The following is an 11,879-nucleotide window of genomic DNA, read 5'->3' as shown; positions in this document are numbered from 1 at the left end:
AGGCACGCCCTCATGCAGGAAGGATAGCTGCTCAAAAACCACCGCTCAGACCGCGAGCTCATGCTGCTCAATTCCCGATGCACATTCTGCTCAAAACTACTTGACTAAACACAGGCATATCCCACATAGCGGGCCTTGCGCGGCTCGCCCACTAGCTTCGCGATCTGGCCATAGGTCGCGACCATGCCCTCGGGAATCTGCTCGACGGCATCGTATACGCGCTCAAAGAACCCTGCTTGATCCATATGCCCCTCCCTGCTGCCCCTCCATTGTAGCAAGGCGCGCAGGGAATGCCCCTGCATCGGCATGTTGCCCGGGGCGGGGTCGCCGCATGGCGTCACGCTCCGCCATCGCCTGCAGCCCCGTCGCGGCGCGTCGTCCGACGCCCCGTGCCCTCCAACAGGTAAGCCATAGCTAACTTATGGAGGAGCTATGGAGGCGGCGATTCACACGCTGGAGGGCGCAGTAGTTTACTATAGTTAACTCAGCGACGGAGAAGGCTCCAGGCGATGAAAAAAGCCGACTCCGCCGGGTTTGAATCGCATCCCTCCCCTCTGTGCGATCAACGGCAAAACTCAGAGAGCGGCCCGCCATGTGTTAGGCGGGCCGCTCTCTGTCTATGCGATGTATGGCGCGACGCATCGCGCCGCCTGTGGCCTAGAGGCGATGCTCGGGCTCGATGACGCGGCGCACCAGCTCGGGGAAGGCCCCGTCGCGGCCCGTGGTGTCGAGCACGAGGTCGCAGACCGGGCGCACGTCGTCGGTGACGTTGGCGACGCCCACGCCCAGGCCCGCCATCTCGATCATGGCCTGGTCGTTGGCGGAGTCTCCCACGCCGATGGTGTCGGCAGCGTCGATGCCGAGCAGCTCGGCGAGGTGCAAAAGGCCCGTGCCCTTGTTCACGCCGGCGGGGACAAACTCGACATAGCGCTGCGAGGAATAGGTGATGTCCACGAGCCGGGGGTCGAGCTTGGGGCGAAGCTCGGCGCCCAGGCGCTTGACGACGTCGAAGTCGGAGTTCATGTAGAGGATCTTGACGAGGTCCTCGTCCCCCACGAAGTCGAGCGAGTCGACGGAATCCTCGAGCTCGATCACGCCGGTGATGTTGCGCACGTAGCGCGCCTCCTCGGGCGGGAGGAACTGCGTGAAGATCTTGCCGCTGGGCGTGTAGATGTGCATGGCGATGCGGTGCTCGACGCCGTAGCGGTAGAGGAACTCCACCGACGCCCGGTCCATGGTCGTGCTGAGCACGGGCTCGGGGTCGCCGTAGCGGTTGATGAAGCCGCCGTTGTAGGAGATGACGTAGGAGCCCTCGAGAAGGCTCTGGTCGATGTCGGCGAAGTTGGACATGATGGACTGATAGGGGCGTCCCGAGCTGGGCACGAACAGCACGCCGAGCTCGCGCATGCGGCGCAGCGCCTCGACGTTTGCCTGCGGGATGAGGTGGTCGTCATCGAGGAACGTCTCGTCCATGTCACTGGCAACCAGGCGATACATGGGGATTCCTTTCTAAAAGCGGGACGGCGGGCGCGAAGGTGCGGCGGGGGGCGGGGTCGTGGGCCTAGTACACCATGCCCATGGCCTCGCGCACCTCGGCGAGCGTGGCCTCGGCGATCTCGTTGGCGCGGCGGTTGCCCTCGGCAAGCACGTCCTTCACGTAGCCGAGGTCGTTCTCATACTGGTGACGACGCTCGCGAATGGGCTCAAAGTAGCTGTTCACGGCCTCGGTCACATACTTCTTGAGCGTACCCGAGCCGCCCATGCCGATCTCCTCGGCGATCTCTGTCTCGGTGCGGCCGGTGCAGATGGCGGCGGTGGAGAGCAGGCCCGAGACGCCGGGGCGTGCCTCGGGGTCGAAGGTGATCATGCGCTCGGAGTCGGTCTGGCTCTTCTTGATGCGCTTGGCGGTCTCCTCGGGCGTCATGGAGATGGAGATGGCGTTGCCGTAGGACTTCGACATCTTGCGGCCGTCGAGGCCCGGCAGCAGCGGCGTGTCGGACAGCAGCGCGTCGACCTCGGGGAAGACCTTGCCAAAGCGGTTATTGAAGCGGCGGGCGATGAGGCGGGTGAGCTCGATGTGCGGCAGCTGGTCGCGGCCGACGGGCACCACGTTGCCCTTGCAGAACAGGATGTCGCAGGCCTGGTGCACCGGATAGGTGAGCAGAAGACCGGTGAGCTCGTGGCCGGAGGCCTCCATCTCGGCCTTGACGGTGGGGTTGCGCTGCAGCTCGGCCTCGGAGACGAGCGAGAGGAAGGGCAGCATGAGCTGGTTCGCCGCCGGCACCGCGGAGTGCGCGTAGATCATGGTCTTGTCCGGGTCGATGCCGCAGGCGAGGTAGTCCATGACCATGTTGTAGACGTTGTCCTGGATGTGCTCGGTGGTGTCGCGGTCGGTGATGACCTGGTAGTCGGCGATGAGCACGCTTGTGTTCACGCCCATGTTCTGCAGCTCCACGCGGCCCTTCAGCGTACCGAAGTAGTGGCCCAGGTGCAGGCGTCCGGTGGGGCGGTCGCCCGTGAGCATGCGATAGTTCTCGGGATGCTGCGCGAGGTCGGCGCGAATCTCGTCGCTGCGCTTCTGCGCGGTCTCGTAGCTGCGGTCGTTCGGCATGGTCTCTCCGTTCGTGGTCGTGGTACAGGGTTCGTGCTTGGTCGCCCTGACGGGCAGAAGGTAGCAGGTCTCGCTCCGGCGCCGCCCGCATCTATCCGCCGGCCGTCTTGGACGGCTCGGATGCCCGGGCGGGGCGTCGGGCGCTCATGAGGGCTCGTGCGTCACTTCTTGAAGTGGCGCGGCGCGTGAGAGCCTCGCGAGCGCGGGCTGTGCTTGCGCCGCCATCGCTCGTGCTCGCGGCGGTCCTCCTCGACGGCCTCGATGAACCCGGTGTCGTCGGGGGTGACGATCTCGTCCTCGTGGGTCTTGGGGTTGTAATGGTGGCGCAGCACCGGCTCAAACAGGTGCAGGCGGATGGCGAAGGCGGCCGAGCAGGCAAGCAGCACGAGGAAGATCACGATGCGCAGCTCGATGCCGACCTGGTTGATGGCGGCGGCCCCCAGGGAGAGCAGGATGCACCAGGCATAGATGAGCAGCACCGCCTGGCGCTGGTCGTAGCCCTCCTGGATGAGGCGGTGGTGGATGTGGCCCTTGTCGGCCTGGCCGATGCTCACGTGGGCGCGCATGCGGCGGATGATGGCGGAAAACGTGTCGATGATGGGCACGCCCGCCACGATGAGCGGGATGATGAGGGAGGTGAGGGCTGCGGTGCGCGACACGTTGAGCAGCGAGATGGTGCCGAGCGAGAAGCCGAGCAAAAGCGACCCCGAGTCTCCTAAGAAGATGCTCGCCGGATGGAAGTTGTAGCGCAAAAAGGCCAGGCAGCAGCCGACGAGCGCGATGGCGAGCGCCGCGGCGTCGACGCGGCCGGCAAGCAGGGCGAACGAGAACATGCTCACCGCGGCGATGCAGGAGATGCCCGTTGCAAGCCCGTCGAGGCCGTCGACCAGGTTGATGATGTTGCTGTAGGCGACGAGGTAGAGCACGGTGATGGGGTAGGCCACCCAGCCCAGCTGGATGTAGCCGGCGTCGAACGGGTCGACGATGGAGTGGATCACCATGCCGCTCGCCACGGCGCATGCGGCGGCGACGATCTGCCCGGCGAGCTTGACCTTGGGACGCAGCTGCACCACGTCGTCGACGGCGCCCGTGAGAAACACGAGCAAGAACGACAGGCCGAGCAGGGGATAGTTGATACTCATGCTGGGATGGGGCACAAACACCGGCGGCCATCCCCAGTACCAGGTGCCGAGCAGCTGGACGATGAGGGCGACGACAAGGCCCGCGAGCACAGCGACCCCTCCCATGCGGGGGATGGGCGTGGTGTTGATGCGGCGCTTGGAGGGATAGTCGACCGCGTCGAGCTTGATGGCGAGGTGCCTCACCGCCGGAACCAGCGCATAGGTGGTCACAAAGGCGGCGAGCGCGATACATATGTAAGGCAGGTACTGCTGCATGTGCGAAAACCGCCGTCTTGGTCGTGGACTGTACTGCGTCGCGCGGCAGGAGCTGCCGTCGCGACATACGACCATACATGATACTCGACCAAGGCCCTCCCACAGGGTGTCCGGGCGCGTCACCACCCGGATACCATGGGGCGATGCGGGCGCGTGGGCGCGGCGTCGCGTCTGCCCGCCTTGGGTGCCCGGCGGCGTTTTGCGCCCTTGTCTGGCACGGGGTCCAAGCGAGGGTATCCCCACTAAGCCGATGGGGCATAAAATATGGCTATTTACATGGGAAAATGAATGATTGGAACGTCACGTGTCCACGTCCCATCATCCGACAGGCGCATCGAGAAGTCAAGACTGGTATTCGATTTCGGGCGGTTTATGATAAAGATGTTCCGCCCCCTGCGGAGCAACTGGGTGAACCGTCGCGTTTTTCTAGGGAGCCCACACAGTCGCATTCAGTACAGGTATCCTTCGTTGTTAAGGACGCTGGAAGAGGCGATGAGGGCACCCACCTTGTAGAGGTGGGTTCATTTACGTGAAGCAGGGGGCGGTCTTTTTGTGCGCGGGCCCCGTTGCGCAAGCTGGGCGGGCCCCGGCGCACTTCTCCTTGGCTACAACGAAATCGGTGCGTGCTCAGACGGGCGTCGCTTGCGGCGCCCGCTTCGCGATGCATCTGCTCTCCGCGCATGCGGAGCCGGCTTCGCTACACCGTGCTGCGCACGGCGGTGTCGTGGAAGCAGAAGGTGTCCGGGCGGTGGCGCGAGGTGGTGTATTCGAACATGTTGCCCTTGCTGTCGAAGGTCTGGCTCGTCATGACGGCGAGATAGCCGAAGCCCTCGATGTCGAGCAGCTCCCGGTCATGCTCGGTGGCGGGCTCGACCGTGATGGTGCGCTTCGTCGACGCCGGCCCGGCGGCGCCCAAGGTGATCGCCTACGAGCGCGTGCTCGAAGACGCGCCCGCGGGGCAGCCGAAGCGCCTGCTCGTGCTCTGCTCGTTTGACGACGAGCCGTGCGCGGTGCGCCTCTCGGGCGCGGCGGCGGAGGGCCTCGGCGACGCGGGCGTGCTTCTGGGGACCTACCCCAAGCAGCTGATCGACCCCGTGAGCGGCATGGTGGCGCTCCACGCCTTCGAGGCGCTCGTGCTCGCCTGGTAGCAGGAGGACGCCCCGGCAGAAGACAAGTGCATCAAGGCGCGAGCTCGTTGTGCGCCGTTTGGCCCGAGTGCTATACTCGACCGCGTACAGAGGGGAGCTGGAGGAGTCTGGCTGAGAGGAAGCCCCGCGCGCCCGGCGCGCACCGCTTCGACCCAAAACCTGATCCGGGTAATGCCGGCGTAGGGAACTCGCGCGAAGCGCATATCGAAGCCCCTACGGAGACGAGGGGCTTTTTTCTGCCCCGGGAAGGAGACGTCATGGAGGCCAGTGTCGCGATCCAGGTGCTGCCGCAAAACGTTGGGGGCGACGAGGAGGTCTGCCGCATCGTCGACGAGGCGATCGCCTACATCCAGTCCAAGTTCCCCGACGCCTACGTGGGGCCGTTCGAGACCGCCATCGAGGGCGACTACGACCTGTGCATGGAGGTGCTCGCCGAGGTGAACCGCATCGTGGTGAAGGCCGGTGCGGACAAGGTGGCGACCTACGCGAAGATTTTCTACGCCCCCGAGCAGGGGCTGCTCACCACCGAGCAGAAGGTTGGAAAGTACCATGAGCACGAGGCATAAAGCCTCCGCCACGCCTTCGCCTGAGAAGGGGAGCGAGGCCCGCTCGACCGCGTCTGTACGGCCAGGCGCCCCGCGCCGCGCCGCGCGCCCGGGCGTGCTCGCCTCTGCCGCGGCTCCCGTGACCGTGGTCGCGCTGGTCTGCATCTGGCAGCTCGTATGCTCGCTCGGGCTCGTGCCGTCGTTTCTGCTGCCGAGCCCCGTGGCGGTGGTCCAGGCGCTCGTGGGCGACTGGCAGCTGCTGGCGGGCCATGCGGTGACCTCGCTTGCCGAGGCGGCGCTCGGCCTGGGCGCAGGCATCGCGCTCGGCTTCGGGGCGGCGGTGGTCATGGATCGCTTCGAGCTCGTGTACCGGGCGTTCTACCCGCTCGTGGTGCTCACCCAGACCATCCCCACGGTCGCCATCGCGCCGCTTCTGGTGCTGTGGTTTGGCTACGGCATGCTGCCGAAGGTAGTGCTCATCGTGGTGTCGACGTTCTTTCCCATCACCGTGGGCCTGCTCGACGGCTTCCGCTCGGTCGACCCCGACGTCATCGACCTCATGCGCTCCATGGGGGCGAGCCGCGCGCAGATCATGCGCCACGCCAAGCTGCCGGCCTCCCTGCCGCATTTCTTCTCCGGCCTCAAGATCTCTGCCGCCTACGCCATCGTGGGCGCGGTGATCGCCGAGTGGCTGGGCGGCTTCTCAGGCCTGGGCGTGTACATGACCCGCGTGCGCAGCGCGTATGCCTTCGACAAGATGTTCGCCGTGATCCTGCTCATCTCGGCGCTCTCGCTCGTGCTCATGCGGGTGGTCGAGGTCGTGCGCCGCGCCGCCATGCCCTGGGAGCGTCCGGAGCGTGCGCGCCGCGACCGGTAAGGGTCGCCTGCCGCGTCGCCAGGCGTCGCCGGCACTGCTCGGCTGCCCGGGCGTGCTCGCGGCACCCGCCCGCCATAGAAGCCCCCGCCTTGCGCGTGAGACGCGCCCTCGCCGCTCGCGCGCCGTACCGTCGCCGTTTTTGCGGCGTCATATTCTGATGACAGAAAGGATTCTCATGAATCGCATTCATACGCTTGGTTCCCGCTCGATCTCGCGCCGCTCGTTTGTCCGCGGCGGCCTTGCCGGCCTCGGCCTTGCCGGCGCCGCCGCGCTTGCGGGCTGCACGGGCTCCAATGCACCCGCGGGCTCTTCCACCTCGGATTCCGGCCTTAAGAAGGTCACCTTCGCCCTGGACTGGACGCCCAACACCAACCACACGGGCGTCTACGTCGCCTCCGCTCGCGGATACTACAAGGACGCGGGTCTCGAGGTCGAGATCGTCCAGGCGCCCGAGAACGGCGCCGACGCGCTCGTCGCCACCGGCGAGGCGGGCTTCGGCGTGTCGTTCCAGGACACCATGGCCACCTATGTGTCGAGCGACAGCCCGCTGCCGGTGAGCGCCGTCGCGGCCATCATCCAGCACAACACCTCCGGCATCATCAGCCGTAAGGAGAAGGGCATCACGAGCCCCGCCGGCATGATGGACCACACCTATGCGACGTGGGAGATGCCGATCGAGCAGGGCGTGATCCAGCGCTGCGTGGAGGCCGACGGCGGCGATTTCTCGCGCGTGCAGATGGTGCCCTCGACCGTCACCGACGAGGTCACGGCGCTCCAGACCGACCAGGTCGACAGCATCTGGATCTACTGGGCGTGGGCCGGCGTGAAGTGCGACCTCGCCGGGCTCGACACCAACTACTTCGCCTTTGCCGACATCGACCAGGTCTTCGACTTCTACACGCCAGTGATTATTGCCAACAACGACCTCATCGACTCCGACCCCGATACGGTGCAGGCCTTTGTGGACGCCACCCGCCGCGGCTACGAGGACGCCATCTCCGACCCCGACGGCGCCGCCGAGGCGCTGCTCGAGGGCGCGCCCGAGCTCGACCGCGAGCTCGTGGTGGCGAGCCAGGAGTATCTGGCCGACCAGTACCAGGCCGACGCCGAGCAGTGGGGCAAGATCGACCAGGACCGCTGGGACGCCTTCTTTGGATGGGTGGGAGACCAGGGCTTTGCCCCCGCGATCGATGCGGGCGCGGGCCTCAACCTCGACTTCATCTAGGATTGACGATTGGCGGCGGGCGCGTCCGCGATATGGCGCGCCCGCCTACGCGGGCAGCGGTGAGGCCTACGTCGTCCGCTGCAGGTGACGGTCGGGGCGCCGCCCCGGTGAAGAAGGAGGTCGTGCATGGCGCGTCTTCAGGTTGAGGATGTGACCGTGTCCTTTGGGGGCATGACGGTTCTTGACGGCGTGAGCCTTGACGTCGAATCGGGAAAGGTTGCGTGCCTGCTGGGGCCTTCGGGCTGCGGCAAGACCACGCTCTTCCATGTGGTCGCAGGGCTCACCGCGCCGGATCGCGGGCGCGTGCTGCTCGATGGGCGCGACATCACCGGCGTGCCCGGACAGCTTGCCTACATGCTGCAAAAAGACCTGCTGCTGCCCGAGAAGACCATCCTCGACAACGTGAGCCTGCCGCTCGTGCTGCGCGGCGTGCCCCGCGCCGAGGCGCGCGGGCAGGCGGGCGAGCTGCTCGACACCTTCGGGCTCGCCGGCACGGGCGACCGCTGGCCCTCGGAGCTCTCGGGCGGCATGCGCCAGCGCGCGGCGCTGCTGCGCAGCTACCTGTTCTCGCAGGAGTTCATGCTGCTCGACGAGCCCTTCTCGGCGCTCGACGCCTTCACCAAGGGCGACATGCACACCTGGTTTCTGGGCGTGGCGGAGCGCTTCGGCACCACGGCGCTCGTGGTCACGCACGATATCGACGAGGCGCTCGAGCTTGCCGACGAGATCCATGTCATGCGGGGCGCCCCGCAGTCCGGCGTGCCTTCGCGCATCGTGGGCACCGAGCGCATCGAGCGTCCCCGCACCGATCGCGCGGGCTTCTCGCTTTCGGAGGAGTTCCTGGAACACAAGCGCCGCGTGCTCGAGCTTTTGGGGTAGGGCGGTGCCTTTCTGCCTCGGTGAAAGCGGACTCGAGGTGTGTGTGAGCGAGTTTTTCGTTGACAGACGCTTTCTGGCTGCTATCATATATCTCTGCTTGGGGACGTAGCTCAGCTGGGAGAGCGCTGCCGTCGCATGGCAGAGGCCGAGGGTTCGATTCCCTTCGTCTCCACCACAAGCAATTTGGACGGGCCTGCATCATGCGGGCCCGTTTTTTATTAAGGTGACGCACTTTCCCGTTCGCTTCTGGCGGGCGTCTTCTCGGCTCGTGGTCCTAGTCAAACCTGCGGTCGTAGAGCAGCGCGGCGATGAGCACCACAAGGACGGACCCTGCGTTGTGCCAGAGCGCTCCGGTCACCGGCGTGAGCCAGCCGACGAGCGACAGGGTGATGGCGACGGCGTTGAGGCACATGGACAGCGTGATGCCAAACTTGATGGTGGCGACGCATGCGTTTGAGAGGCGCTTGAGGTAGGGGATCTTGGACACGTCGTCACCCATGAGGGCTATGTCGGCGGCGTCCACGGCTATGTCGGAGCCCATCTCTCCCATGGCGACGCTCACGTCGGCGGTCTTGAGGGCGGGGGCGTCGTTCACGCCGTCTCCGACCATGCAGACCACATGCCCGCTGGTGCGTAGTCTCTCGATGGCGTCGACCTTTTCTTCGGGCAGCAGCTCGGCGTGCACCTCGCTGACGCCGGCGCGCCCGGCAAAGTAGCTCGCCGCGGCGCTGGAGTCGCCGGTCAGCAGCACGGTGCGCACGCCCATGCCGGCAAGCCGCCTCGTCATCTCTGCGGCGGAGGGGCGAAGGGTGTCGGAGAGGGCGATGACGCCGGCAAGCCTGCCGTCAATGGCGACGAGCACCGTCGCCTTGCCCTCGGCGCGCAGGCGTTTGAGCGGGACGTCGGCAGCCGTGCAGGCCACCTGGTGCTCGGCGAGGTATGCCGCGCTGCCGCAAAGGACTGCGGCGGCGCCCATGCGCGCCCGCACGCCCCGCCCGGCATCCATGGCAAACGCATCGGGCTCGGCGACGGCGACGCCTTCTGCGGCGGCTTGTGCCACAACCGCCTTGCCCAGCGGATGCTCGCTGCGGACTTCGGCCGCGGCGGCCAGCGCGAGCAGCTCTTGCGGCGGCCGTCCGTCGAACGATATGACGTCGCTCACCTCGAGGCGTCCGTAGGTGAGGGTGCCGGTCTTGTCGAAGGCGATGATGTCGACCTTGCCCATGCGCTCGAGCGCCTCGCCGCTCTTGATGATGACGCCGTGCTTGGTCGCCTGCCCGATCGCCGCCATGATGGCGGTAGGTGTCGCGAGTACGAGCGCGCACGGACAAAAGACCACGAGCACCGTGACCGCCTTCACCAGGTCTCCCGTGATGAGGTAGGCGCCGACGGCGATGAGCAGTGCCACCGGTACGAGCCAGCTGGCGACGCGGTCGGCGATGCGCTGCATGGGCGCCTGCTTGCCCTCGGCATCCTCGACCATGCGGATGAGGCGGGAGAGCGAGCTGTCCTGCCCCACCTTGGTCGCCTCGACATCGATCGAGCCAAAGCGGTTGATCGTGCCGCTGAACACCTCGTCGCCGGGACCTTTGTCCTGCGGTAGCGACTCGCCGGTCATGACCGACTGGTCCACCGAGCTCTCTCCGGCGACGATGCGGCCGTCGACGGGGATGGTCTCTCCGGGGCGCACGCGGACGAGCTCCCCGGAGAGGATCTGGTCGGCGGGCACCTCTGCCTCCGTGCCGCCGTCTATGCGCCGCGCCATGGTGGGAGCGAGCGCGATGAGGCTCTTGATGCCCTTGCGGGCGCGCTCGGTGGTTTTGTCCTCTAGAATCGCGCCGAGGGCCATAATGAAGGCGACCTCGCCCGCCGCAAACAGCTCGCCGATGGCGATGGCGGCGACCATGGCGACGTCGATGAGCAGCGCTGAGGATATCTTGGAAATGCCCTTGTTGTGGATGACGCGCCAGGCGCCCAGGTACACGAGGGGAACTCCGCTGATGAAGATGGTCGCCCATGCGGGGTCGAAGGGTATCGGGAGCGCGCCTATCTCTGATCCGGTGAGCTTCCCAGAAAGGTGCGGTACCAGGTCGAGCAGCAGAAAGATGCCCGAGACGATGGTCATGGGCACTCCGGCGAGGAAGTCGGTGAAGCGCTTGAGCATGGCGTTTCCTCCTTCGGATGAGCGGAGGTAAAGTTCGGTACGTTGCATACCATTGCGAACAAGATGTTCGTAAACTAGTATCGTGCGAAAGGTGCGGAGCGGCAACGGACATTGGGCCATGCCGGTTCGATACCGAACAGAGAGGCCGATGTGTACGGGAGGCGCAGGCGATGGACCGGAGGCGCAGAAAGACGAGGGCGGCGATCTTCTCCGCGTTCGAGGGGCTGCTCGCGGAGCGCTCGTACACCTCGATCACGGTGCGCGACATTATCGAGCGCGCCGACGTGGGTCGGACGACCTTTTACGATAACTTTGAGACAAAGGACGACCTGCTGCGCGAGCTGTGCGAAGAGCTGTTTGACCATGTGACGTCTGCAGCGGGGGAGCGGGCGCACCGCGACGGCCAGGAGGGCGCGGGCGCCCCCTCGGTCTTTCTTCACCTGCTCCAGCATCTCATAGAGGATAGCGACAACGTGCTGAGGCTCCTTGCCGGCGAGAGCGGCGGGGTGTTCACGCGCTACTTTACGGACAGCCTTGAGGAGCTCGTGTCGCCGCGCGTGTCGCGCGCCTGGGCGGCCGAGCAGGATATACCGGTGGACTATTTGGTGGACCTTGCCGCAGGCAGCTTTGTCGAGATGGTGCAATGGTGGGTCCGCGGCGGACTCAAGCAGAGCCCGGAAGAGCTCGACCGCTGGTACCGCGCAGCGCTTGGGAACGTGCTTGCCTGAGCTGGACGCGATGGCGGGAGGGGGCGGGGGCATCGCCGTGGTTTGAGGCGCGCTGCGACAACGTGGCCGGTGACGCACTATGTGGGGCCTGTTCGCTTTCGACGATGCTTGCTTTGAGGGATGTGTCCGCCCGGGCTGGTAGATTGATGAAAAGGCAAGTGAGATGGGAGCAAGTATGGGTCTCGATGCGTCGGTTCGCTGCAGATGTTTTGAAGAGGGGAGGCTCAGGCCGGGCCCCGTCCCTTTGGAGGACGTGTATGTCGACACGGAGGGCTATCTCTCCTCGCGCAAGCTTGATGCGAAGC

11 protein-coding genes, 1 tRNA gene and 1 pseudogene are annotated in these 11,879 nt (G+C 66.0%); 7 read left to right on the top strand and 6 right to left on the bottom strand.

Features of this window, described 5'->3' with window-relative positions; genetic code table 11:
* Window positions 1-113: 113 nt before the first annotated feature.
* The 5 genes and pseudogenes from H6A15_RS08925 to H6A15_RS08905 all read right to left on the bottom strand — a co-directional run.
* Window positions 114-245 (bottom strand): annotated as a pseudogene (locus tag H6A15_RS08925) (MGMT family protein); the annotation flags it as partial.
* 412 nt (window positions 246-657) lie between these two features.
* Entirely contained in the window at window positions 658-1,497 is an 840-nt protein-coding gene (locus H6A15_RS08920; RefSeq protein ID WP_204673405.1) for a Cof-type HAD-IIB family hydrolase, read from the bottom strand.
* A 64-nt stretch (window positions 1,498-1,561) separates the two neighbouring features.
* The gene (gene trpS / locus H6A15_RS08915) at window positions 1,562-2,611 is read right to left on the bottom strand and encodes a tryptophan--tRNA ligase (protein WP_204673404.1); all 1,050 of its coding nucleotides are present in this window, start codon (window positions 2,609-2,611) and stop codon (window positions 1,562-1,564) included.
* A gap of 161 nt (window positions 2,612-2,772) precedes the next feature.
* Window positions 2,773-4,008 (bottom strand): glycosyltransferase family 4 protein, encoded by a 1,236-nt coding sequence (locus tag H6A15_RS08910; RefSeq protein ID WP_204673403.1) that lies wholly within the window; start codon window positions 4,006-4,008, stop codon window positions 2,773-2,775.
* A 697-nt stretch (window positions 4,009-4,705) separates the two neighbouring features.
* Window positions 4,706-4,924, bottom strand: coding sequence for a UTRA domain-containing protein (locus tag H6A15_RS08905; RefSeq protein ID WP_239462483.1), 219 nt, complete (start codon window positions 4,922-4,924; stop codon window positions 4,706-4,708).
* Window position 4,925: 1 nt separating this feature from the next.
* On the opposite strand from H6A15_RS08905, the gene H6A15_RS08900 reads away from it, so the two are divergent.
* The 6 genes from H6A15_RS08900 to H6A15_RS08875 all read left to right on the top strand — a co-directional run bounded on the left by H6A15_RS08900 (window position 4,926) and on the right by H6A15_RS08875 (window position 8,857).
* On the top strand, window positions 4,926-5,156 hold the full coding sequence (locus H6A15_RS08900) for a hypothetical protein (protein ID WP_204673408.1): 231 nt from the start codon (window positions 4,926-4,928) through the stop codon (window positions 5,154-5,156).
* Window positions 5,157-5,413: 257 nt separating this feature from the next.
* Window positions 5,414-5,722 (top strand): thiamine-binding protein, encoded by a 309-nt coding sequence (locus tag H6A15_RS08895; RefSeq protein ID WP_204673402.1) that lies wholly within the window; start codon window positions 5,414-5,416, stop codon window positions 5,720-5,722.
* Window positions 5,706-6,578, top strand: coding sequence for an ABC transporter permease (locus tag H6A15_RS08890; protein ID WP_204673401.1), 873 nt, complete (start codon window positions 5,706-5,708; stop codon window positions 6,576-6,578). The genes H6A15_RS08895 and H6A15_RS08890 overlap by 17 nt, the downstream gene beginning before the upstream one ends.
* Before the next feature lie 175 nt (window positions 6,579-6,753).
* Window positions 6,754-7,803 (top strand): ABC transporter substrate-binding protein, encoded by a 1,050-nt coding sequence (locus H6A15_RS08885; RefSeq protein ID WP_204673400.1) that lies wholly within the window; start codon window positions 6,754-6,756, stop codon window positions 7,801-7,803.
* Between the two features lie 126 nt (window positions 7,804-7,929).
* On the top strand, window positions 7,930-8,682 hold the full coding sequence (locus tag H6A15_RS08880; RefSeq protein ID WP_204673399.1) for an ABC transporter ATP-binding protein: 753 nt from the start codon (window positions 7,930-7,932) through the stop codon (window positions 8,680-8,682).
* A gap of 99 nt (window positions 8,683-8,781) precedes the next feature.
* A tRNA-Ala gene (locus H6A15_RS08875) sits at window positions 8,782-8,857 on the top strand.
* Between the two features lie 99 nt (window positions 8,858-8,956).
* Here H6A15_RS08875 and H6A15_RS08870 read toward each other — a convergent pair.
* Entirely contained in the window at window positions 8,957-10,846 is a 1,890-nt protein-coding gene (locus H6A15_RS08870; protein ID WP_204673398.1) for a heavy metal translocating P-type ATPase, read from the bottom strand.
* Between the two features lie 170 nt (window positions 10,847-11,016).
* On the opposite strand from H6A15_RS08870, the gene H6A15_RS08865 reads away from it, so the two are divergent.
* Window positions 11,017-11,574 carry a TetR/AcrR family transcriptional regulator gene (locus H6A15_RS08865; RefSeq protein ID WP_204673397.1) on the top strand — a complete coding sequence of 186 codons (558 nt, stop codon included), beginning with the start codon at window positions 11,017-11,019 and terminating at the stop codon, window positions 11,572-11,574.
* Window positions 11,575-11,879 lie beyond the last annotated feature (305 nt).

This window comes from Enorma phocaeensis, assembly GCF_016901575.1.
In the GTDB taxonomy this organism is placed as follows: Bacteria; Actinomycetota; Coriobacteriia; order Coriobacteriales; family Coriobacteriaceae; genus Limicola; species Limicola phocaeensis_A.
The sequence above is the reverse complement of the archived record's forward strand: the minus strand, read 5'-3'. Positions and strand labels throughout refer to the sequence as shown.

Coding starts and splice junctions, on each gene's coding strand:
- H6A15_RS08920 (WP_204673405.1), bottom strand. CDS start 1,497: ATGTATCGCCTGGTTGCCAGTGACATGGACGAGACGTTCCTCGATGAC.
- trpS (WP_204673404.1), bottom strand. CDS start 2,611: ATGCCGAACGACCGCAGCTACGAGACCGCGCAGAAGCGCAGCGACGAG.
- H6A15_RS08910 (WP_204673403.1), bottom strand. CDS start 4,008: ATGCAGCAGTACCTGCCTTACATATGTATCGCGCTCGCCGCCTTTGTG.
- H6A15_RS08895 (WP_204673402.1), top strand. CDS start 5,414: ATGGAGGCCAGTGTCGCGATCCAGGTGCTGCCGCAAAACGTTGGGGGC.
- H6A15_RS08890 (WP_204673401.1), top strand. CDS start 5,706: ATGAGCACGAGGCATAAAGCCTCCGCCACGCCTTCGCCTGAGAAGGGG.
- H6A15_RS08885 (WP_204673400.1), top strand. CDS start 6,754: ATGAATCGCATTCATACGCTTGGTTCCCGCTCGATCTCGCGCCGCTCG.
- H6A15_RS08880 (WP_204673399.1), top strand. CDS start 7,930: ATGGCGCGTCTTCAGGTTGAGGATGTGACCGTGTCCTTTGGGGGCATG.
- H6A15_RS08870 (WP_204673398.1), bottom strand. CDS start 10,846: ATGCTCAAGCGCTTCACCGACTTCCTCGCCGGAGTGCCCATGACCATC.
- H6A15_RS08865 (WP_204673397.1), top strand. CDS start 11,017: ATGGACCGGAGGCGCAGAAAGACGAGGGCGGCGATCTTCTCCGCGTTC.